19 protein-coding genes are annotated in these 23473 nt (G+C 45.5%); 12 read left to right on the forward strand and 7 right to left on the reverse strand.

Going from position 1 to position 23473, the window contains the following annotated elements:
- Window position 1: 1 nt before the first annotated feature.
- Together MU515_RS00730 and MU515_RS00735 are read right to left on the reverse strand one after the other, a co-directional pair.
- Window positions 2-2347 (reverse strand): AAA family ATPase, encoded by a 2346-nt coding sequence (locus MU515_RS00730; RefSeq protein ID WP_260258445.1) that lies wholly within the window; start codon window positions 2345-2347, stop codon window positions 2-4.
- Between the two features lie 194 nt (window positions 2348-2541).
- Window positions 2542-3516 carry a DUF2860 domain-containing protein gene (locus MU515_RS00735; RefSeq protein WP_260258446.1) on the reverse strand — a complete coding sequence of 325 codons (975 nt, stop codon included), beginning with the start codon at window positions 3514-3516 and terminating at the stop codon, window positions 2542-2544.
- A 202-nt stretch (window positions 3517-3718) separates the two neighbouring features.
- On the opposite strand from MU515_RS00735, the gene MU515_RS00740 reads away from it, so the two are divergent.
- Window positions 3719-5311, forward strand: a complete 1593-nt coding sequence (locus MU515_RS00740) for an ABC-F family ATPase (protein ID WP_260258447.1) — start codon at window positions 3719-3721, stop codon at window positions 5309-5311.
- 276 nt (window positions 5312-5587) lie between these two features.
- Complete coding sequence (locus MU515_RS00745; RefSeq protein ID WP_260258448.1) at window positions 5588-6385, forward strand: substrate-binding periplasmic protein; 798 nt, start codon at window positions 5588-5590, stop codon at window positions 6383-6385.
- 39 nt (window positions 6386-6424) lie between these two features.
- Here the strand turns inward: MU515_RS00745 and MU515_RS00750 are convergent, their stop codons facing one another.
- The 3 genes from MU515_RS00750 to MU515_RS00760 form a co-directional block, all read right to left on the reverse strand.
- On the reverse strand, window positions 6425-8467 hold the full coding sequence (locus MU515_RS00750; protein ID WP_260258449.1) for a putative bifunctional diguanylate cyclase/phosphodiesterase: 2043 nt from the start codon (window positions 8465-8467) through the stop codon (window positions 6425-6427).
- Between the two features lie 292 nt (window positions 8468-8759).
- Window positions 8760-10643, reverse strand: a complete 1884-nt coding sequence (locus tag MU515_RS00755; protein WP_260258450.1) for a methyl-accepting chemotaxis protein — start codon at window positions 10641-10643, stop codon at window positions 8760-8762.
- Window positions 10644-10805: 162 nt separating this feature from the next.
- Window positions 10806-11630 (reverse strand): formate dehydrogenase accessory sulfurtransferase FdhD, encoded by an 825-nt coding sequence (locus MU515_RS00760; protein WP_260258451.1) that lies wholly within the window; start codon window positions 11628-11630, stop codon window positions 10806-10808.
- 204 nt (window positions 11631-11834) lie between these two features.
- Between MU515_RS00760 and MU515_RS00765 the strand changes: the two genes are divergently transcribed.
- The 10 genes from MU515_RS00765 to cobB all read left to right on the forward strand — a co-directional run bounded on the left by MU515_RS00765 (window position 11835) and on the right by cobB (window position 21420).
- Window positions 11835-12293 carry a DUF3305 domain-containing protein gene (locus tag MU515_RS00765; protein WP_260258452.1) on the forward strand — a complete coding sequence of 153 codons (459 nt, stop codon included), beginning with the start codon at window positions 11835-11837 and terminating at the stop codon, window positions 12291-12293.
- Window positions 12283-12858, forward strand: a complete 576-nt coding sequence (locus MU515_RS00770) for a DUF3306 domain-containing protein (protein WP_260258453.1) — start codon at window positions 12283-12285, stop codon at window positions 12856-12858. The genes MU515_RS00765 and MU515_RS00770 overlap by 11 nt, the downstream gene beginning before the upstream one ends.
- Before the next feature lie 178 nt (window positions 12859-13036).
- On the forward strand, window positions 13037-14698 hold the full coding sequence (locus MU515_RS00775) for a 4Fe-4S dicluster domain-containing protein (protein ID WP_260258454.1): 1662 nt from the start codon (window positions 13037-13039) through the stop codon (window positions 14696-14698).
- A gap of 11 nt (window positions 14699-14709) precedes the next feature.
- Window positions 14710-15333, forward strand: coding sequence for a TorD/DmsD family molecular chaperone (locus MU515_RS00780; protein WP_260258455.1), 624 nt, complete (start codon window positions 14710-14712; stop codon window positions 15331-15333).
- Between the two features lie 70 nt (window positions 15334-15403).
- On the forward strand, window positions 15404-15601 hold the full coding sequence (locus MU515_RS00785) for a twin-arginine translocation signal domain-containing protein (protein ID WP_260258456.1): 198 nt from the start codon (window positions 15404-15406) through the stop codon (window positions 15599-15601).
- 10 nt (window positions 15602-15611) lie between these two features.
- Window positions 15612-18467 carry a formate dehydrogenase subunit alpha gene (locus MU515_RS00790; protein ID WP_260258457.1) on the forward strand — a complete coding sequence of 952 codons (2856 nt, stop codon included), beginning with the start codon at window positions 15612-15614 and terminating at the stop codon, window positions 18465-18467.
- A gap of 11 nt (window positions 18468-18478) precedes the next feature.
- Window positions 18479-19087, forward strand: coding sequence for a formate dehydrogenase FDH3 subunit beta (fdh3B, locus tag MU515_RS00795; RefSeq protein WP_260258458.1), 609 nt, complete (start codon window positions 18479-18481; stop codon window positions 19085-19087).
- Between the two features lie 14 nt (window positions 19088-19101).
- Window positions 19102-20154, forward strand: a complete 1053-nt coding sequence (locus MU515_RS00800; RefSeq protein ID WP_260258459.1) for a formate dehydrogenase subunit gamma — start codon at window positions 19102-19104, stop codon at window positions 20152-20154.
- Window positions 20138-20554, forward strand: coding sequence for a hypothetical protein (locus tag MU515_RS00805; protein ID WP_260258460.1), 417 nt, complete (start codon window positions 20138-20140; stop codon window positions 20552-20554). Before MU515_RS00800 ends, MU515_RS00805 begins: the two co-directional genes overlap by 17 nt.
- Window positions 20555-20688: 134 nt before the next feature.
- Window positions 20689-21420, forward strand: a complete 732-nt coding sequence (gene cobB / locus MU515_RS00810; RefSeq protein WP_260258461.1) for a Sir2 family NAD+-dependent deacetylase — start codon at window positions 20689-20691, stop codon at window positions 21418-21420.
- Here the strand turns inward: cobB and MU515_RS00815 are convergent.
- Together MU515_RS00815 and MU515_RS00820 are read right to left on the reverse strand one after the other, a co-directional pair.
- Entirely contained in the window at window positions 21417-22196 is a 780-nt protein-coding gene (locus tag MU515_RS00815) for a GGDEF domain-containing protein (RefSeq protein WP_260258462.1), read from the reverse strand. The two genes, cobB and MU515_RS00815, sit on opposite strands and share 4 nt — an antisense overlap.
- A 107-nt stretch (window positions 22197-22303) precedes the next feature.
- Window positions 22304-23341 carry an extracellular solute-binding protein gene (locus tag MU515_RS00820; protein WP_260258463.1) on the reverse strand — a complete coding sequence of 346 codons (1038 nt, stop codon included), beginning with the start codon at window positions 23339-23341 and terminating at the stop codon, window positions 22304-22306.
- Window positions 23342-23473 lie beyond the last annotated feature (132 nt).

The following is a 23473-nucleotide window of genomic DNA, read 5'->3' on the forward strand; positions in this document are numbered from 1 at the left end:
GTTACTTCACCAATAGATGTTGTCGGTCTAATACATTGGTAATGTGCCTAAACCAGTGGTCAGACACGCGGGCTTTATCTTCGCTCCATTCGATATATCCACGGCTTTGGAAATAACGCAGGGTGCCAGTGATTTCGGCAATGCTCAGCTGAGTACATTCAGACAAGACTTCCGGTGACGCAATCTCTAACTGCACGATAGAGCGCAATACCGCAAGCATAGGCTTGGGCATTTTTTCTAGTTCGATTGATTCAGGCGCGTGGAACAATCGCACAACCGCCTGATCAGTTTCTTTATCGCGATTGAGTGATAAGCGGAAAAATCGCAGCGCTACAGTTGGGTTGCCGTCGGAGTAATGCCAAAGAATACGATAAAACCCAAGTTTGGCTCGTTCTTCTTCGGTTACTTCTTCTTGGTCCCATTGCTTGGGCACAACAAGGCCATCAAACGAGAGTGGTGGTTGCTCAGGTTGATTGACGCGCGTATCTAACAGTTCGCAAATCTGCTTTTCTGTCCACCTTGGTAGAAAGCAAACCAAATCAAACAACAGCCTTTCACCACGCGCTCTATCGACAAAGCGCCAGCTGGCTTTTTCAATTGAAATCACCGCGCGGTGATTCTTTTTAGAGCGGCGAAGAAGATTGGTCAGCTTCATAAGATCAGATAAGCCACCCACCATAGGCTTAACTAGGCGCTGGGCGTTATCAATCGCAATCAGGTAAGCCGTTTCACTTTTACGCAGATGCGACAAGATTTGAATCTCGGTGGCATCATCGTCGAGGCCAATACTGACAGCAAGATGAGCGAGTAACTCTTTGTAACCCGCATAAGGGCAATTTAAGTAAACAGGCTCAGCGTTTTTAACCTTAGTCAGTAGCGAAGTGAGCAATGTGGTGCTGCCTACGCCGCGCTCACCACTGAGCACGCAAATAGCAGGGCTATCTGTCATCAAATAACGATTGAGTTGTTTAACTTCGTCACCTGCGTAATCAATTAAGGTGCTGTGATACGAACCCGGTGAAACTAGCTCGAAGGTTTGCTCACCTTTAATTCGGACTAAGTTTTCATGACTACGGTTGAGGTTGGTTTGTTTAGCAACCTCAATTCTAAATAAATAGGCCAGCGCCTGACTGAACAAGGTGTAGTTGGATAGCGCAGCGATGATGCGATGTTTAAAGGTATAAACAGTCAGCCACACCACAGCCATGGCTGTCGCGAGAGTGCGTAGCACGTAAACCTTTTGTCGGGACACCGCCCAATTGACCCACACAGGTCTATCAGAGAGCTTTTCAACGGTGGCAAAAACGGTACTGCGCCAAATGCCTAAAACTGAAATGGTAATTAGCACAAACCAGAAGAACAGCGCGCTGTAGATCCAATAATAAATAGTGCCTTTACCAAGAGTGTGCAGAGAAAGCTGCAAGATAACGCCTGCGACTATTGCGCTCCAAACATAACGGCGAATGGTCGAAAGACGCAGCGCAATGCTTTCAGCGCTTGATGTGCGGCTATTACGGTAGGCAAACTCAAGGATAAAACTGATCGCGATTGAACCACCCAGCACCCACCAAGTAAAAATCTCAAGCAGTATTAAATGCTGCAGGCTAGGGATGGCGGCTAATACTCTCAGTGACAACGTAATGGCAATAAGCCACGCAATTGCTCGGTGCGCTCGGCTGATGTACCAAATTACTCGAACCCAAAGCGCCGGTTTGGTTTGGTTTTCAAGTTGAGCTTCACGAAAGAGGTTAATCAGGCGTTGGCTATTGGTGAGCCACCAAGTTAATCCAAGGTAGATAAAGAACACTTTCAGCCCCGCCCAGATCACAGGGATAGGCGAGATCAAAATGTCGTTAATCAGAGATTTAAAACTGCGAATCTGAAAATAGATCAAGTATTCACTGTTTAGCTGGGTTAGCTTCCACTCTTGCTTAAATTGGGTTACGCCATAAGGGCCAAAACCTGTCAGCTGGTCTCTGACTGCTGTATCACTTAACTCCAATAAGGCTTGTTTGCTTTGGCTTAAGCTGCGCAGCGTAGAATAGCTTGATTGCACCAAGTGCCAATTTTGCTCGCTGTCGGCTTGTCGATAACTGTCGAGCTGCTTGGCAAACGTGCTTATTTCATTCTCTTGCTGAGTTAAGGTGTTAGAGAGTAATCGCCTGACACTGTTTTTGTCTTTTCCTGTCATGAACAACGGTTCGGGAAGGGCGTTCACTTGTGTGGCTATGTTCGTCGCTTGGTCGGAAATTTGCGGAGAATATTGGTCGTCATATTGCCAATTAGCGGCAACGGAAAACGAACCTAGCAGACTCAGCCAACATAGAAAGCGCAAAAATGTTCGCATAGTAAACTCTTGAATTGATTAATTAGATTTATTGTAGACCCTTTAAGCACTTAGCGTGGTTTAACGGGCTTTTACAGCATACAAGATTGATAAAAGCGAACAATACGTGTGAGTCAGATCGGAACTTTATTGACAAAGAAATGAAAAAAGCCAGCTAAAACTAAGCTGGCTTGGAGGAAAATTAGTCGGTTCTACTAGAACGAGTAAGAAAGGGCTGCGCCTAATTGGTACTCAGTCACGTCATAGAAATCGATATCCGAATCACCAATTTCATACGCGGCTAGGCCAAGCAGTGAAACATCTTCCCAACCCATGAAGCCTTGGTATTGGTAAAGTGCACCAAATCCATACTCACTGTCAGTACGAGTTTTGTCGTCAAATAGCGGGTTAGCACCATCAAACGCGATATTGTTGTAGAATCCTTGTAAGCCAAGAGCGTGATCGCCCATCATTTTAATATAAGTTAGCTCACCACCGATTGTTGTATTGCTAAAGGCATCACCATCAGCAGAGAACGAGCCGTAAGTTAAGCGAGGCGTTAGCGTTGCGTCATTGGTGAACTGCATTTCGTATTCAAAACCCAGTTCAAAGCCAGATCCACTACGTTGTAGTACTTTGGTATCGATGCCTAAACCTTCACCTGAGCGTTCGTTATCGACATCTTCGCTGTAGTACACACTTTCGAAACCAAAACCTGTGCCGGCAATGTTGTCGTACTCAAGTCTAAAACCAGAGCTCGATACTTCGGTGATTTCACGTTTTTGGTTGAGTAGGTAAGGGTTAGCCCAAGATTCATCGGCCACCAAGCCAGTGAGGTAACTGACCGATAACGTTGAATCTTCGCCAATCTCGGTTCGGTAACCAAGCTCAACCGCAAGGTCTGCTTTGATGGATTCTTCATTGTTGGTTGAGACAAAAATTTGATGGTTGGCCTCTTGGCCAAAAGTGTAATAGAGCTCACCAATAATTTCTGGGTTAATTTCCGCTTCAGCGCCTAGCGTTTGATTTGGGCTAGTAAGCTGCGTGTCATTCGATGTATTCAGGTTACCGTCTTGAGAGAAGTAACTGATACCGAGGCCGATTTCGCCCCCAAAGCCAGTTTCAACCTCTTCTGCAATAGCGTGTGAGGATAGCGCTAGGGTAATGCTTACCGCGATTAGTTTTTTCATAGGGTTTCCCTGGTTTTTCTGTTTAGCGGTACTCTATTTAACGGGGCGTCGAATTAGTGTAATTGACTTTTTTTAGACATTTTTAAACGTTTTATTTGTCTATCTATTGTTAAAAACAAATCAAAGCTTGCAGTTGGTCACCATAATCAGTAACGTTGCGCGGTTTTATACTCTTCTTTCATAACCAGCTAAGGTAAAGATTTTGATCTCCACAGCGAATATCACTCAACAGTTTGGTGCTAAGCCACTTTTTGAAAACATCTCAGTCAAGTTTGGCGAGGGCAACCGCTACGGCCTAATCGGTGCGAACGGTTGTGGTAAATCGACATTCATGAAGATTCTGAGTGGCGAACTTGAACCATCGGGCGGTAACGTAAGTTACGATCCAAACGAGCGTGTTGCTAAGCTGAATCAGGATCAATTTGCTTATGAAGAATTCACGGTAATCGACACGGTTATCATGGGCTTCAAAGAGCTGTGGGCAGTAAAGCAAGAGCGTGATCGTATTTACTCATTAGCAGAAATGAGTGAAGAAGATGGCATGAAAGTCGCGGATCTAGAAGTTCAGTTCGCAGAAATGGATGGCTACATGGCGGAAGCTAAAGCAGGTGAACTTCTGCTTGCTGTAGGCATTCCTGAAGAGCAACACTTCGGCCTTATGAGCGAAGTAGCGCCAGGTTGGAAACTTCGTGTGCTATTGGCACAGGTACTGTTTGCTGACCCGCATATCATGCTACTTGACGAACCAACCAACAACTTGGATATGGATACGATTCGCTGGCTAGAAGAAACGCTAAACCAACGTAACTGCACCATGATCATCATCTCGCACGACCGTCACTTCCTAAACTCAGTATGTACCCACATGGCTGACTTAGATTACGGTGAGCTGCGTCTATACCCTGGTAACTACGATGAGTACATGACGGCAGCTTCACAAGCTCGTGAGCGTCTATTGTCTGATAACGCGAAGAAGAAAGCGCAAATCGCTGAACTACAAACCTTCGTGGCGCGTTTCTCTGCAAACGCATCAAAAGCAAAACAAGCAACTTCTCGTGCAAAACAGATCGATAAAATCCAATTGGATGAAGTTAAAGCATCAAGCCGCCAAAACCCATTCATTCGTTTTGAGCAATCTAAAGAGCTATTCCGTAATGCTCTAGAAGTTGAAAACCTAAGCCAAGGTTTTGAAAACGACTTGTTTGCTGACTTTAATGCGATTTTTGAAGTGGGTGAGCGTGTTGCCATCATCGGTGAGAACGGTGTAGGTAAAACAACACTGCTTAACACAATCGCAGGTGTATTAGAGCCACGCTCGGGCTCTTACAAGTGGTCTGAAAACTCGAACATTGGTTACTACGCGCAAGACCATGCGGATGATTTCGAGAAAGACATGAACCTAATGGACTGGATGGGTCAATGGCGTCAAGAAGGCGACGACGAGCAAGTTCTACGTAGCTTCCTTGGTCGTATGCTGTTTGGCCAAGACGATATCAAGAAGTCAGTTAAAGTTCTTTCAGGTGGTGAGCAAGGTCGTATGCTGCTAGGCAAGATCATGATGCACAAACCAAACATGCTGCTGATGGATGAGCCAACTAACCACATGGATATGGAATCTATCGAATCATTAAACACGGCACTAGAGCAGTACAAAGGTACATTGTTCTTCGTATCGCACGACCGTGTATTCGTAGACTCACTAGCTACGCGTATTCTTGAAATCCGCGACGGTAAGATTCACGACTTCCGTGGTACTTACGCAGAGTTCCTAAAAGCTCGCGGTATCGACGGCTAATCTATTGATGATTAACCGCTAAACGATGCTAAAGATCCCCTCCAAGAGGGGATTTTTTTTACCTATATCTACGCTCACCATTTGATATGCTCATCGTTTCAATCGCAACTAAGCAGTTGTTTATCAGCAGTCCGTTATTTTCTATTCAATCAAATCAAATAAACGAAAGTGCTAACGGGTTCACAGCATGGCGATTCCAGATAGGCAAGGCTATTAACTTAGTGACATCATTACGTTAGATACGCTAAACACACTTTGACAAAGCGCAGTAGTGGCATGAATAAAACCAGAAAACAGCTTACAGTTTTGATTTCTAGCTTGCTTGCGACGGCATCTTGCCTCGCGGAGCCGATTAAACTGGATCTTTACACTCAAGAGTTCCCGCCTTTGCAAGTCAAAGTGGATGGGCAAGCTGAGGGATACACCATTAAGTTTGTTCAAGCTGTTATTGAGGATGCCGCCAAGACTTTACCAATGGAAGTCAACTCGCTACGTTTTGCGCCTTGGAAACGTGCGATCAAAAACACCCAGCAACTTGAAAACGTTTTGTTATTTTCCATCTCTAGAACGCCAGAGCGTGAAGCCTTGTATCAATGGATAGGCGCGGTTTCGCCTTATGAAGTAGCAGTCTATCGTAAGTCAGAAGGCCCAAAGGTCTCTGTTACCAGCTTAAGTGAACTGTCGGAGTATCGATTTGCCGCGCAAACCGCAAGCTCATTTGAAGAGTTGATTAAAAGTGAGGGTTTTAGCCATATCATCCCGGTCAACAAGGGCAAAGAGGCGATCAAGCTGCTCAAGATGGATAGGGCGGATTTCGCTCCTATGGTAACGGCCAGTTTTCCTTATCGTATGGAGCAATATGGCTACAATCCGAGTGAGTTTGTTGAAGTGGCTAAAGTTGATAAGCTTTGTCAGCAACTGTGGTTAGTGACAGGGCATAATACCTCCAAAGAGGTTGTCGAAGCTTTAAACGCCAGTTTGAACAAGCTGAAAAACCAAGGCCTACTGCAACAGCTGATTGATGACTACCAACCTGACAGCCCAGTAATGCAGAGCTACCGTAATCTCCGTTAGCGTTAATTGATAGCAAGGTAATGACTTACTCGTCAGCCATTAATTCTCAAGCTCGGCTTGTTTCTCGTTCACACGGTAACAGCAGTGTTTAAAGCGCTCGATAAGCTGCGCTTCAGGTAGCGGTTTATCAAACAAATATCCTTGGAACTGGTCACAGCCAAGCTGTTTCAAGGTCGTCAGTTCGTCTTTATCCTCAACACCCTCTGCAATCACTTCAAGGTTCAGTTTTCTGGCTGTAATAATGATCGTATCGACGATCGCTTGATCGTTTTCATCAAGATGCAATTGGGTGACAAACGAACGGTCAATTTTCAGCACATCCGCAGACAAATGCTTTAAATAGCGAAGCGAAGAGTAGCCCGTACCAAAGTCATCAATAGAAATTTTAAGGCCATGCTGCTTAAGCTCGCTCATTTTAGCTACGGCACTTTCTACGTTCTCTAGTAACAAGTTCTCTGTAATTTCTAGCTCAATGTTGTCACCGCTAATGTTAGCGCGCTTTAAGGCATCAACTATGTCACTGACGAACGAATGTTGGGCAAATTGCAATGGGCTGATATTGATCGCTAGGCGTTTGAACGAATGGGGTAATAAGCCACCACGCTGCCACTGGGCAAATTGACTAAACGCTTGGTTAATGATCCATTTGCCTATATTGATGATTTGTCCTGTCTCTTCTGCAACAGGCATAAATACCCCCGGTGGCAGTAGACCTTTGTCGGGGTGATTCCAGCGAATGAGCGCCTCAACACCAATGATTTCGTGCTTATCATTCACTTGAGGTTGATAGAACAGTTCTAGCTGCTGATTATCAAGCGCTTCATGCAACCCCTTTTCAGTTTCAAGAAACGAGGCCACTTGGGCTTGCATCTCGGTTTGGTAAAGCATCGATTGATTACGGCCATTGGCTTTGGCTTTGTACAGCGCGGTGTCCGCTTGTCTTAGCAAATCGACGCTGTTGGTGTCAGCATTGGGGAATAACGCAATACCAAGGCTAACAGTGCAGTAGAGGATATGACCATCGATATCATAGGGCTCGTTGTTGAGCGCGAGTAGGGCTTGCGCTTGGCGGTTAACCTCAGCAAAACTCGCTTTCGGTAACAAGATGGCAAATTCATCGCCGCCTAAGCGCGCGGCTGTCACATCTTGATTTACATTGGCTGATATTCGCTGTGCAATCGCCCGAACAAGGTTGTCACCTACGGTATGGCCGAGCGAGTCGTTAATGGTTTTAAAACGGTCTAAATCGACATAGATAAGCGCGCCAGTGTGGTTATGAGTGGTAGCATCGGTAATTGCAGGTTCTAACTTTTCTAAAAGTAAACTTCGATTGGCTAGGCCAGTCAGCTCATCATAATAGGCTAACTGATTTAATTGGCGCTCTGCTAATTCGCGCTCTTGCCAAATGGTATGGAAGGTTTGAGTCAGCTTACCGAGCTCATTGTCTTCGAAGTGCTGAGGGGGTAATACATGAGAGCCTTTTTTCAGTGAGCTAACCCAGTCAATCAATAGCACCAAGGGTTTAGACAGCTTGTTGTAGAAGAAAATCAGCAAAATGGATGCAAGCAGTACATTTCGCAGCAGGTCAAACAACAAGATCTGGCTCGATTCAGCGACGAATTGACGTGCGATTTCTTGACCATCGACAGTTAAAGTCAACGTACCAACAACGGTGTTTGAGTTTGGTTGGTGTAGTACCGTTGAATAGGTCGATTCAGCGGGTATGAAATATTGGGACAAATGGTGATAGAAGGCATTGCGCTTATTTGATGGTAGAGACTGCTCAGCAAGAACATCACCAAAATCATCAATGATCCTCACCTTGTTGATCGTATCGTCCATCATTAGGCTAGTGGCAACTTGCTCTGCCAGTTCAGCATTTAAATGATACGCCGCGAGGCTAGCATTTGAGTATCCTTGCAGTAGCTCAAAGCGATAGCGCTGCTCGATGTTCTGCTGTTCTTGATGCATGCTCATCAAAATTTGGTAGAAGCTAAAACACAAACCTAAAGTGACCGAAACTAAAAATACGGTTTTGGCTTGGCGAACGGCGAGAGAATTGGTCTTTTGATTGTTGAGCATTGCAGAGCCCCCTGATGATGGTCATCGAAGCCACTGGTTTTTGATATGAGTGCTTTGCGCTAAACAGGAGATTGTTTGCAGCTAAAAACACTAAACCATGCATCTTTTATGTGACATCGTTCTTTATACCAATTTAAGCAAATCAATGGTATAGCGCGGCATGATAGCCATCACATTCATTAGAGAAATAGTGTAGCGGTAAGACAATTTCTCGTATGTCAGTATTCAACAGCCCAATAAATCAAAGCGGGAAGCATACGCTTCCCGCTCTAAGTACGTTTTGCCAATTCGATTAGTAACGGAACTGAGCCACAATTGCATCAAGCTTTAAGCTCACTTGGCTAACTTGTTCGCTGCATTTCACTGAGCCCGTCACTTCGCGGTGAGTATCAATCGCTAACTCAGCGATTTGGGTAATGTTTCGATCGATTTCATTAGAGACCATGGATTGCTGCTCTGACGCGGTAGCAATCTGAGCATTCATATTGAACAAGTCCTCAATTTGCTGATTGACGCTATCTATCGCATCCACCACCAATTGAGTGTTCTCTTTGGTGGCTTCAGCTTGTACCTGGCTCTCTGCCATTAAACTGACCGTTTTGTGGATTCTATCGGTTAAGTTGCCGATGGTGGTTTCAATCTGACGGGTAGAGTTGTCAGTTTTCATAGACAGGTCTCGTACTTCATCAGCCACTACCGCAAAGCCTCGTCCATATTCACCTGCACGGGCGGCTTCAATAGCAGCATTCAGTGCGAGTAGGTTAGTTTGCTCTGCAATGCCTTGTATGGTTGAAATCACCGAGTTGATTTCGCGGCTCTGTTCTTCCAACTGCTCAATCAGCGTTTGTGAGTTGGCGATATCATTGGCGAGGTTTTGCATACTGGAACTTGCAGTATGCGTAATATCAAGCGCCTTGTGAGATTCTTCCTTCATCCGCGAGGCATTACTCGCTGCATGTTCAATATTCGAAGTGATCTCATTGCTGGTTTGTACCAGTTGATTGACTGCGGTCGCGACTGATTCAGATTCAATCTTTTGCTGCTCCGCGTTATTCATACTTTTCGATGCGGCTTGCTCGGAGCTACATGAGCTCTCGGTTAAAACATTCTTCACATTGGCGACGTCTTTGATTAATCCATGCAACTTGCCCATAAAGGTATCAAAAGAGTTGGCGAGCTGGGCAAGCTCATCGTTGCCATTGGCATTCATACGCGCGGTCAAGTCGCCTGTGCCGCTGGCGATATCACGCATCATAGAGTTAATGTCTTGAATACGGCGAATCACACTTTTACCGATAATCATCAATAAGGCTGAAATAATAATCGCGAGCAGTGCGCCAAACAGATGCAGCTGATTCTTCACACTGTCAGAAGCAGCGACAATCGCGATCTCTAACTCACCTTGCAGTAGTAAGATCTCTTCTTCTGTTGTGTGAACAGTAGAACGTAGCTCGCCCCGTAGACCTTCGTTTTGCGTTAGCCCTAATACAATGTTGGCTTCAAACAGAGAGACGACTGCATCTTGATACTCTTGAAAGGCGATAGGCGCGGCATAGCCATACTGCTGCTGAAAAGCCTGCAAAGCTTGTGAGAACGAAAGCTCGTTTTGTTCTGAGGTATAAGCGATGTATTGGAAATCTTTCTCTAGCAGCTCAGACAAGGCGACTTTGGCGCTTAAATCATTCATGCTAATTACGCGTTGCTTAAGTTGGTCACGCGCATAAGAGAGTTTGTTGATTAATGACACGCCACTTTGCTTAGAGTCGATGTATTCGACTTGCTTAACCACCTGCTCAAACTTTTCATGGTACTGCTGCAAAGTGGAAGAGATAACACTCATGCGGCCATCAAGTGGCAGGCCATTGTCTTCGATGGTGGCATTCAAACCCGCCAGACGAGCAATGAGTTTATCGTAAGTGCCGTTGAATTTGTCGTGGTACTTCGTATCGTGGCGAGCAAGGAAGTCTTTTTCATGTCGGCGCAAGGTGAGCAAATCAACCTCAGAGGCCATATTCTCGACCGATGCGACTTCTAACCGGTGCAAGTTATCCAAACTGACTTGTTCGAAAATCCCGTAAAAGATGACCCCGACGATCAATACGGCATTAATTGAAAGCAATTTTGCGCGAATACTGAGCCCTTGAAAAGCTCCTGAAGACTTTGGTGACTCGACCATGAGCACATTCCTCTAGCTGATGACGTGGATGTTATTAACCGCTTTATTATTTCAATGACTAATTTTTGTGATGCGGATATTAAACTAATAGCATTAGAGGAAGGTTTTGCAACCATGAGAATGGATTATAAAGCCCTAAATTTATTAGGGCTTTGGAGGGATTTACTGCTGACCTTTAACGTCAAACTTAATTTTTTCAGCGCCAGTAAACACTTGGAAGCGGAGGCCTTTGGCGCGAGCAATGGTTGTTATGCCGAATTTTTTTGCTAAATCTAGGCCCATTTGTGTCACGCCAGAGCGAGAAAGCAGCACAGGAATACCCATTTGCGCCACTTTTATCACCATTTCAGAAGTCAGACGACCAGTGGTGTAGAAGATTTTATCTTCACCAGACTTTTCATTTAGCCACATTTCTCCGGCTAGTGTGTCTACTGCATTATGGCGACCAACATCTTCAACAAACGAAAGCACTTGGTCATCTTTACAAATCGCGCAGCCATGCACCGCACCCGCTTTTTTGTAAGTATCATTGAAATGAGTCAATGCTTCTAATGCGGCATAGATTTGTGATTGCTTAAGAGGCGTTTGAGGTACTTGATAGTTTTCAAGTTGCTTCATTACATTGCCATACATGGTGCCTTGTCCACAGCCGGACGTGACCGTTTTTTTCTTCAGCGCACCTTCAATATGCTCAGTGTTCTCTTTGGTAATGACCGCAGCAGTGTGGGTTTGCCAATCAATAATGACCGACTCTAAAGCAGACGGATCAGACAGGAAGCTTTGGTTTTTTAGATAGCCAAGCACTAACGACTCAGGGCGAGAACCTAACGTCATCAAGGTTACGACTTCTCTCCAGTTCAACATCACGGTAAGAGGGCGCTCGCAAGCAATCTGCTTAGTCAGCTTTTCCCCGTACTCATCGAATACTTCGACTTCTATAGTCTGTAATGGGTTTTCACTGGTTTTAATTATATTGGCTTTAACCACGAGTGTTCCTATTGGTTTGTTATTGGCTCTACACGTTCAACACAAGCGAAGTGTCTTACTCTTGAATAGCTCTAAGCAATTAGTGTTCCAATTAAACTATTGAGTTTCAAAGGCGCTTTACGCCATTTCAAAACGAATTATCTTAATACTTAGATTAGGGAACAGTTATTGCTTAGACTGAGTATAACGAAAAGTAGGTGACTCATGACCAATAATAACCAACAAACCATCCCACTTAGCAAAAATGAACAGATATGGCCCATTGAGTGCGATATCGTAAGCAATGAAATCAAAACCGGTATTTGGACCACCACGCAAAAGCAGTTGCAAGGCTTTGATTTAAATCCTGAAGCGCACACTGATCGCCTAGCGCTGCTACAACTTCACCTAGATGAGCGCACGGATTACCGTTTCAATTTAAGCTCACTGCAACCTAAGCTGTTTGTTGTACTAGATAATTTAGAAGACGAAATCAACGTAGTGGCTCTAACAGCATCACAAAGCGTTGCTGGACAATATATGGATGGCGACTATTTGGTACTGTCTAACGACATGCCATTGCCTGTACAAGCTTGGATGGAAGCTTTTATTGGCCGACATGGTGAGTTATTAGAGCAGCGCCGTAAAAAACGTAAAGGGGCAGGTAGAGCCAGTGGCAACTAGTTTTTTATCCCGATGGTCAAAGCGAAAATTAGACCAAAACGATCAGCTTGAAAGCGAGCAACCTGTTGAAGAAGAGGTCGTAATTGCCCCTAATGATAATAACGATAGCCCTCAGGAAACGGCTGACAGTCAGAGTAGTGTAGGGTTAGCACAAACAGAAGCGGACCAATCAGATGAGGAGCAACAGGCGACACTGGGCTCAGCGCTCAGTTCTGATGCCGAGAAACATCTGAAGAAAATGGCGATGCGTAAACTGTTTATGTCTGAATTCAATCAAGTGGATGCGCTAAATGATTATGATCACGACTACAGCCAAGTGAAGTCCCTCTCTTCTGAGATAGCTGGCCAATTAAGGGATTGGGTGAAAAACGTAGATGATACTGAGGCAAAAGAAGCGCAAGAAAACCCAGTAGAAATAAGTGATGCAGACTCCAGTCCTAACGAAGAAAGTACTACGACGTCTAGCGAACTTGAACATAAAAATCAGCCAACGATCGAAGACCTGCGACCAGAGCAACAATCTCAAGCTCATACAGTGGGACAAAATATACCACACGAAAAATAGGTACATTTTGACTTAGCCAGATAAAAATCGAGTGCGACAAATTGTCGCATTCGGTTTTTTTGTACGTTACACATTCAACGAACAACTATAAATTACTGATTTAATTAAAAATAAAAGTTGGTACAGCAATTGCTATAACAGGTGTAAACATAATCCGGTTTAAACCTGGAACTGAGCGATGCTTAAACAATTACTACAAGAAGCAACCACGAATAACGGAAAAGCTCGTCTTTACGCGTATGAGAATACCGTAGAGCTGAAAAACCTTATTCCACCCACAGTGAGCTATGAGAGTGGGGGCAATACATTAATTGTCGGCCCTACTGCTATCATCGAAAGTGCTGCGCAACAATTGAGCGAAATGCACAGCTTAACCCTCCTTTCGACAGATGGAGAGCAGGGCACTCATAGCCAACTTTACTTTGCTAACTCAGTCAGTGTTAGCGGTTTTTTAGGTACGTTTAACGTTACTGTTGAGAATAACGGTATCGAAAGCAATCTTGCTAAAGCAGCCATTAATCATGACTGTTTTGATATTGTGCTCGATCTCTGCCTTAGCAGCTGTATGACAGAAGAAGTACCTGTACCGGGTTATTATCCTGTTGGTCGTGGCTACCCTAAGCTTGCTGAAGCATTAGAAGAAATTCCAACCTTAATGGGTACATTCGACAAGCCGAAATTCTTCCGTCTCGATACCGATCTATGTGCACACAGTTCTCGTGGCGTAAAAGGTTGTGACCGCTGTGTGGATGCATGTCCTGCTGGCGCGCTTTCAAGCCAAGGGAACGACAAGATTGGTCATCGCATTGAGATTAACCCATACCTATGCCAAGGCGTGGGTACGTGTGCATCAGCTTGTCCGACCGAAGCCATTCATTACGCACTTCCAGAGCCGCAAGACACGCAAAAATTCATTGAACGCACCTTAGCGAATTATGAAAAGGCAGGGGGCGTTGATCCTATCGTTCTTATCTGTAGTTCTCGCCATGAAAGTTACAACGTCATGGCACTTAAAGCATTGCCAGATAACGTTATTCCTGTCGTCGTTGAAGAGCTGCCATCCATTGGTATTGATACTTGGTTCGCGGCACTGGTCAACGGTGCAACTCAAGTGCTGTTCGCTGCCAGCCGCTTTATGCCCGCGACAATTATTCGTGTGCTGAGCAATGAAGTCGCAACCGCTCAAGAGTTACTGGGTCAACTTGGCATTCAAAAAGAGTGTATAGACATTCTTTATCTAGAATCGCTACGTGAAGGACCTCCAACCCTTTGTACGGATTCGTTTGACCTTGCTTTAGGCGATCTTGAAGGCGACAAACGCCAGCGACTATTTACCGCGCTAGACGCACTGGCTATTTCGCGTATTCCAGTTGAAAACGTTGTAGAACTTGCGACAAACGCGCCGTATGGCAACGTCGAATGCGAAAGCAAAGATTGTACGTTGTGTATGAGTTGTGTCGCGGTATGTCCGACACGCGCGCTTCATACAGATGGCGTATCACCTTCACTTAAGTTTGTTGAACAAGACTGTGTTCAATGTGGGCTATGTGCCAAAGCGTGTCCAGAGCAAGTTCTCACACTTACGCCGCGTATGAACTGGGATAAAGAAGCACGTCAAACCGCGCAAGTTATCCATCAGGAAAAAGCCGCTGAATGTGTGCGTTGTCATAAGCCATTCGCACCACAATCAATGATTGATATGTTGCAAGATAAGTTACGCGGTCACTCTCATTTCGCAGATGAAGCGGCGATTAACCGTATTGCGATGTGCGAAGACTGTCGCGTTATCGATATGTTTGAAGCCATGGCTGATGACCCAACCAAGCAGTTGAACTACTAGGAGAGAGCGTAGTGAATCTAGAACAACAAAGTCTACGTGCTGACATCTACCTATTACTGGCGACGTTGTTGCGTCAAAAGCCAAGTGCCGAGCTTATCGAGTTTTTAACTCAGCTTGATATCGAACCAAGCCAGAGCGAAATGCAGCAAGCGTGGCAGCAATTAAAGCAAGCCGCAATGAATAGTGACGACGAACAACTGACCGATGAATATCAAGATCTATTCATCGGTATTGGCCGCGGTGAAGTGGTGCCTTTTGCATCTTGGCATTTAACCGGTTCATTAATGGAAAAGCCATTAGCAGAGATCCGCAAAGATCTTCAATTGCTTGGCCTAGAACGCGACGAGCAAGTTAAAGAACCAGAAGACCATATCGCTGCACTGTTCGAAGTGATGGCCGCTCTAACAGAAGAAGACGCAGCGATTCAGCAAGTGTTCTTCAATAAGCACATCGCTCCTTGGTTTGTTTCGCTTTGTGAGCAAATTCAGCAAGCGAAAAGTGCACAGTTTTACTTAGCAGTGGCGGCATTAATGCGTGCTTTCGCCACCGTAGAGCAAGTCCAATTTAGTCAAAACGTTCAAAGTACTAAAACCAGTTTAAAAATTGATGTGAAAAACGTGACTACTTACGAGTAGTTACACGGAAGTCACGTCGATAAGAGGGGCTTAAGCCTCCAAAACACTACCGTAAGGTAAGGAAGCAACAATGAAAGATAATAATGAAATTAATTCAAGCCGCCGAGATCTTCTCAAAGGCTTAACGACTGCTGCCGTAGCTGGTGCGGTTGTCGCTGGAACAAAAGCGGCAAGCGCTTCAGAAACTGTAGATATTAAACAAGAAAGCGTGAAGAAGACGGGCTATCGCGAAACTCAGCATGTTCGCGACTACTACGACTCACTATAGGAGCTAACCGATGAAATTAGTCAAACGCTCCGACTCTGTGAGCAAAGAACAAAACCAACTTGGCGTCTCTCGTCGTACGTTTATGAAGAACACTTCATTTGCGGCTGGTGGTGCAGTGGTTGGTGCGAGTTTATTCGCGCCGGGCATGATCAAAAAGGCACAAGCTAAGTCAGTTGATCCAGATGCAAAAACGGAAGTGAAACGTACTATCTGTTCTCACTGCTCAGTGGGTTGTGGTATTTACGCTGAAGTACAAAATGGTGTTTGGACAGGTCAAGAGCCTGCATTCGACCACCCATTCAACGCTGGTGGCCACTGTGCCAAAGGCGCAGCACTGCGTGAGCATGGCCATGGTGAGCGTCGTCTTAAATACCCAATGAAGCTTGAAGGCGGTAAGTGGAAGAAGCTTTCTTGGGAACAAGCGATCGAGGAGATCGGTAACAAAGCACTAGAGATTCGTAAAGAATCTGGTCCAGATTCAGTTTACTGGCTTGGTAGTGCGAAGCACAGTAACGAACAAGCATACAGCTTCCGTAAAATGGCATCACTTTGGGGTACCAACAACGTTGACCACCAAGCGCGTATTTGTCACTCAACCACTGTAGCCGGTGTTGCGAACACTTGGGGCTACGGCGCGATGACAAACTCGTTCAACGACATGCACAACTGTAAGTCGATTCTGTTCATCGGTTCGAACCCTGCTGAAGCGCACCCAGTGGCGATGCAGCACATCCTAATAGCAAAAGAGAAGAGCAACTGTAAGATTGTTGTTGCTGACCCGCGTCGTACACGCACTGCGGCTAAAGCCGACCATTACGTATCACTGCGTCCGGGTTCTGATGTTGCATTCATCTGGGGCATCCTATGGCATGTGTTTGCAAACAAGTGGGAAGATAAAGAGTTCATTCGCCAACGCGTATTCGGCATGGATGAAATTCGTCAAGAAGTGGCTAAGTGGAACCCACAAGAAGTTGAACGCGTAACCGGCGTTTCAGAGAAAGATGTGTACCAAACAGCGAAATTGCTGAGCGAACATCGCCCAGGCTGTGTGGTTTGGTGTATGGGTGGTACTCAACATACTACTGGTAACAACAACACACGTGCTTACTGTGTGCTTGAATTGGCACTAGGTAACATGGGTAAATCAGGCGGCGGTGCTAACATCTTCCGTGGCCACGATAACGTACAAGGCGCAACTGACCTTGGCGTACTGTCGCATACTCTACCAGGTTACTACGGCCTATCTGATGGCGCGTGGAAGCACTGGGCAGGTGTTTGGGGCCTAGAGCACGAATGGATTAAGAACCGATTCGACCAAAAAGAATATCGCGGTAAAAAACCAATCAACAACATGGGCATTCCTGTTTCGCGTTGGATTGATGGTGTTCTAGAAAACAAAGACAACATTGAGCAGAACGACAACATTCGCGCCATGTTCTACTGGGGTCACGCTGTGAACTCTCAGACTCGTGGCCCTGAAATGAAGAAAGCGATGCAGAAGTTGGACATGATGGTCATCGTTGACCCATACCCAACGGTTGCAGCCGTAATGAACGACCGTACTGATGGCGTTTACCTGCTTCCGGCAACCACTCAGTTTGAAACTTACGGCAGTGTGACGGCATCAAACCGTTCAATCCAATGGCGTGACAAAGTCGTTGAGCCGTTGTTCGAATCTAAGCCAGACCACGAAATCATGTATCTGCTGACCAAAAAGCTTGGATTTGCAGATCAGTTATTCAAAAACGTGCGTGTTGAAAATAACCAACCGGTTATTGAAGACATTACTCGTGAGTTTAACAAAGGCATGTGGACCATTGGTTACACAGGTCAAAGCCCAGAGCGTCTAAAAGCGCACCAACAAAACTGGCACACATTCCACAACACAACCTTGGAAGCAGAAGGTGGCCCTGCACACGGCGAAACCTACGGTCTACCTTGGCCATGTTGGGGTACACCGGAAATGAAACACCCAGGTACGCATATCCTTTACGATACCTCTAAGCCGGTAGCGCAAGGTGGCGGTAACTTCCGTGCACGTTTTGGTGTTGAGTTTGAAGGTAACAACCTACTTGCAGAAGACAGCTACTCAGCAGGCTGTGAGCTTGAAGATGGCTACCCAGAGTTCAGTGACAAGCTACTGAAACACCTTGGTTGGTGGGATGACCTAACTGAAGCAGAAAAAGCGGCAGCTGAAGGTAAAAACTGGAAAACAGACACTTCTGGCGGTATCCAGCGCGTTGCAATCAAGCACGGTTGTATTCCATTTGGTAACGCAAAAGCTCGTGCAGTTGTTTGGACATTCCCAGACCGCGTACCACTGCACCGTGAGCCGCTGTACACGCCTCGTCGTGATCTGGTCGCAGACTACCCAACGTGGGACGACAGCGAGTCTATTTACCGTCTACCAACTATGTACAAATCAATCCAAGACCAAGATAAATCGGGTGAGTACCCAATTATCCTAACCTCTGGTCGTCTGGTTGAATACGAAGGTGGTGGTGAAGAAACCCGTTCAAACCCATGGCTTGCAGAGCTACAGCAAGAAATGTTCGTAGAAGTGAACCCGAAAGATGCTAACGACCTTGGCTTCAAAGACGGTGACATGGTGTGGGTTGAAGGTGCAGAGAAAGGACGCATCCACGTTAAAGCAATGGTGACACGCCGCGTACGTCCGGGCATGGCATTCATTCCTTTCCACTTCGGCGGTAAGTTCGAGGGTGAAGATTTACGTCACAAGTACCCAGAAGGTACAGATCCATACGTGATTGGTGAATCAGCAAACATTGCAACGACTTATGGTTATGATCCTGTAACGCAAATGCAGGAAACCAAAGTCACCCTATGTAACATTCGCCCAGCGTAAGGAGTTAAAAAATGGCTCGAATGAAATTCCTATGTGACACCAAACGCTGCATCGAATGTAACGGCTGTGTGACTGCATGTAAAAACGAAAACGACGACGCATTAGAGTGGGGCATTCAACGCCGCCGCGTAGTGACGTTGAATGATGGTGAACCGGGTGAAAACTCGATTTCAGTCGCTTGTATGCACTGTACAGACGCGCCTTGTATGGCGGTTTGTCCTGCTGACTGTTTCGAGCATACTGAAGATGGCATCGTACTGCATAACAAAGATCTTTGTATCGGTTGTGGTTACTGCCTATTTGCTTGCCCATTTGGTGCGCCTCAGTTCCCTAAACAAGCAGCATTTGGCGAGCGCGGTAAAATGGACAAATGTACTTTCTGTGCAGGCGGTCCTGAAACTGAACCGGGTTCAGTAGAAGAGCGTGAAAAGTACGGCGCTAACCGTATTGCAGAAGGCAAACTGCCAATGTGTGCATCGCTTTGTTCAACCAAAGCTCTGCTTGCTGGTGATGCTGAAAAAGTATCAGAGATCTTCCGTCAACGTGTGGTTCAACGTGGTGCTGAAAATGCCGGTTGGACAAACGGTGAAGATCTTTCTTACGACGCGACTAAAAGCTAAGCGTGGAGAGAGATATGACACATCTGTTTAAGCGTCTATCTCTTGCAGTGCTGCCATTATTGGCAGCACTGTGTATGGCATTGTCGCTGCCAGCTTCTGCTGAAGATGCCAAATCTCCAGTAGTCGAGAAAGAGATGACACAACTCGCGGGCGCCGATTTCTGGCGTCAGGTACGTGAAGGGCAAGAAGGTTACACCACATCTCAGTTTCCTGAACATGGCGTACTTATTAGTACACCCGGAGAAACGTGGTTTGTTTTAAAAGAGAAATGGATGTCGCCAGCGGGCGCGGTGGCCATTTTCGGCAGTATCGCTCTGGTTGTCATGGCTTACGTGTTAGTTGGCCCTCTGATGCTCAGCAAGCCGCGAACAGGCAAGAAGATGAAGCGTTGGTCTCGTTGGGATCGCGCGCTCCACTGGAGCATGGCGTTTACCTTTTTAACCCTTGCGTTCAGTGGCTTAATGCTGGTTTACGGTAAGCACTTCTTGAAACCGTATGTACCTAGTGAGTTCTGGGGCTTTATCGTTTACTCCGCTAAGCAATACCACAACTATGTTGGGCCATTGTTCTTTATTTTGCTGACGTTTGTACTGTTGAAGTGGTGGCGCAAATCTATCTTCAATATGACTGACGTACGTTGGTTTATGAAGATGGGCGGCATGGTTGGTAAACACAAAGGGACGCATCCATCGGCTGGCTTCTCTAACGGTGGTGAAAAAGCGATCTACTGGCTACTGATTGTATTTGGCGCGGTTGCGGCGGTAAGTGGTCTAATTCTAGATTTCCCAATCTTTGGTCAAACACGCCGTGATATGGAGCTTTCGAACCTTGTACACATGGCGTCAGCATTGATCCTGATTTGTGGTTTCATTTTCCATATCTACATTGGTTTGTTTGGTATGGAAGGCGCGCTTGAAGGTATGGTTACGGGCGAAGTTGACGAAACTTGGGCGAAAGAGCACCACGATCTTTGGTATGAAGAAGTCAAAGCAAAGCAAGCAGAAGGCGCAGAGCCGGTATCAGCAACAAAAGAAGTGAAAGGAGAGGTCAATGAACAAACCTCATAATGGTATTTGGGTAGCCTATATTCTTAGCTGCTTTACACCTTTTACTTTCTTGATTTCTGGCGTGATTGCGATTGTTTATGCAGGCTATCGTTTAGACAAGAATGAAGACAGCGAAGTGGTCAACTCACACTACTATGGCCTAATCCGTACTTTCTTTTTGTACTTAACCTTCTTTGTGGTGTTGATTGTTACCATTGCAACCTCAAACGGCCTTTTAGCAGGTATTGAGCGTTACTGGTTCCATAACCCAATTTTAGACAAAGTGGCTTACGTGATCCCGATTGTTGGGATGGTGTTCGCAGCTCTGGCGATTCTAGTTTGGTTTGTTCGTATGTATCAAGGCATGCAGCAACTAAAAAATAACCTGCCACATCGACCATCCACTGGTCCAAACCTATAAAATTTAAAGCCCCGAAAGGGGCTTTTTAGTATCTGACGAAATCGATATACGACGATCGTCTAAACCCTTACAACTACTGTTGTTTCTGTATAAGTGTTAAGATGAAACAAGAGCATAAATAACAAGGACAGTGTATGGATTTCCCTTACCGAAACATCGTCGTGCTAACAGGCGCTGGCATATCCGCTGAATCAGGCATTCAAACCTTTCGTGCCTCAGATGGGCTTTGGGAAAATCATAGAATTGAGGACGTCGCAACGCCGGAAGGGTTCGAGCGCGATCCTGATTTAGTTCAAGAGTTTTACAATCAACGCCGCCACAAATTACAGCATTCTGATATTCGTCCTAATGCCGCGCACAATGCGCTAGGAGAGCTGGAAGCGAAACTGCAAGGCTCAGTCACTATTATCACGCAAAACATCGACAATCTTCACGAGAGAGGCGGTAGCGAGAACGTTATTCACATGCACGGTGAGCTACTAAAAGCGCGCTGTAGTGAATCAAATCAAGTTATAGACCACAACGAAGATATCCATACGGGTGAGCTTTGTCATTGCTGCCAAATTCCTGCGCAAATGCGCCCACACATCGTTTGGTTCGGTGAAATGCCGCTACGTATGGGTGATATCTATTCTGCGATTGAAAAAGCCGATCTGTTTATTTCTATCGGGACTTCTGGTGTTGTCTATCCGGCTGCTGGCTTTGTCCATGATGCGAAAATGCATGGCGCCCACACCCTTGAGATAAACCTAGAACCAAGTGCCGTTCAAAGTGAGTTTGAAGAGAAGCGCTATGGTAAAGCAAGTATTGAAGTGCCTAAGTTAGTCAATGAACTATTGGCGGCGGATAAGGCGATCAGTGCTTAAGGCTGTTTGTTGGCCTTTTTCATTTGATACATGCTCAAATCCGCTTTTTCGAGCACCTGTTCAAGATTCGATTTGGTGCCGTATTGGATACCAAACGCAAAGCTGATTTGCTCACCCTCAAGCGCCTTTTCAACGTTATCAACGTACTCTTTACCACGGCGAGGGTGGGTGAGTGCTACAAATTCATCACCGCCAATTCTTGCTACCAATTCATTGCTATGCGCTTGATCGTTGAGCACCTGAGCAAAACGAATCAGCATAAGATCGCCCACTTTGTGCCCTTTGGTATCATTAAGCTTTTTTAAGCCATTCAAATCAAAGTAGACCAAGTCAAAACGTTCTAGCTCCGTAGTCACCAGTTTCTTGCGGTTATACAGTCCAGTAAGTTCGTCCCGTGTGGCTTGTTCGCGCAATTTAGCACTGATTTCGGTTAAACCAAGAGCGATGATCAAAAAGGCCAACTGAATTAGGCCATCTTCAAGAAAAGTATCTAAAAACTCGAATGGGTCGAGAAAGGTATCGACTACCGCGATCTCTGTAAATACATCGTAAGCTTTGTTAAACAGCAAAATAGCTGCGCCGATTTTTAACTTAACGTTGAGGCGAATGTAGTCTCGTCCTATGAAGACAATGTAAACAAGAATCGCAAAAGTGTTGGCTTCGAAAAAGAGGTCGTAGTTTGAATCGATATGAAGAGCACGACTTGCTACTAACATGAGTACAAGCGTGATAAGCATTAGGCTGACAAGCAGAATATAAGGACTTTTTTTATGCATCGCGAACCAATAATGAGTGTTTCTATCACTAAAGCTACTTGATGTTCGCATAAAAGAAAAGCGGCCGAAGCCGCTTTTGTTAAACAATACCTTTAAATTGTAAACGTTTAGTTTTCAACTTTTAACTTTTGGAAGTACTCTTCATAAAGTGCGCTTGCTTCGCCCACTTCGTCTTGCCATTCACCGCTATCCATTACCTCTTGAGGAGGGAAGATGCTTGTGTCATTGGCAAATTCTTCAGGAAGAAGCTTAACAGCACCGGCTACTGGAGTTGGGTAGCCAATCTCTAGAGCAATCTTAGCTGCGTTTTCAGGACGAAGTAAGAAGTCGATCATCTGATGCGCGGCATCAACGTTTTTCGCTTCTTTAGGAATCGCTAGGCTGTCCATCCAGAAGATCGCGCCTTTTTCTGGCCAGATGATGTCGATAGAAGCACCTTCTTGACGCGCCATGTAAGCAGAACCGTTCCAAAGCATACCCAGTGATACTTCACCCGCTAGGTAAGGGTTAGCCGGGAAGTCTGAGTTAAATACCAACACGTTTGGCATTAGCTTTTTCAGCTCTTCGTAAGCGGCTTTAATTTCATCTGGGTTGGTTGTGTTTGGTGAGTAACCCAGCTTAGTCAATGCAATGTGGAAAACTTCACGTGAGTCGTCCATCAGCATTAGCTGGCCTTCCCACTTGCTATCCCAGAAATCGTCCCATTTGCTGACAGAAGATTTGTCTAGCATGTCTGAGTTGATACCGATACCGGTCGCGCCCCAGATGTAAGGAATAGAGTAGTTGTTGCTTGGATCAAAAGGTTTGTTTAAAAAGTTTTTGTCCAGCTCGGCAAAGTGAGACAGTTTTGATTTGTCGATTTGTTGTAGCATGCCTTCTTTGCGCATTTTAGAGACAAAGTAAGTAGACGGTACTACCAAATCGTAACCAGAACCTTGAGTTTTCAACTTCGCGTACATGCTCTCGTTCGATTCGTACGTTGAGTAGATAACCTTGATACCAGTTTCTTTTGTAAAGTCTTCAAGAACTTCGTTTGGAATGTATTCCGACCAGTTGTAGAAATACAGTTCTTGATCAGCCGCCATCGCTGGAGTTGCGATTAGAGAGGCTGCGCAAAGCGCGCTTGCATAGAGTTTACTTTTCATTATGTTTCCGTTTTATATTCCTAAGTCAGCATATTACCAGTCCTGATAATATCCTCTGAGGTAGGGGTGTAACACAGTAATTTATCGTGAAGATAAACGCAGCAAGCGGGAATTATATCAGCCAGAAACGAA

The sequence above is a fragment of the Vibrio intestinalis genome (assembly GCF_025195085.2).
Lineage (GTDB): Bacteria > Pseudomonadota > Gammaproteobacteria > Enterobacterales > Vibrionaceae > Vibrio > Vibrio intestinalis.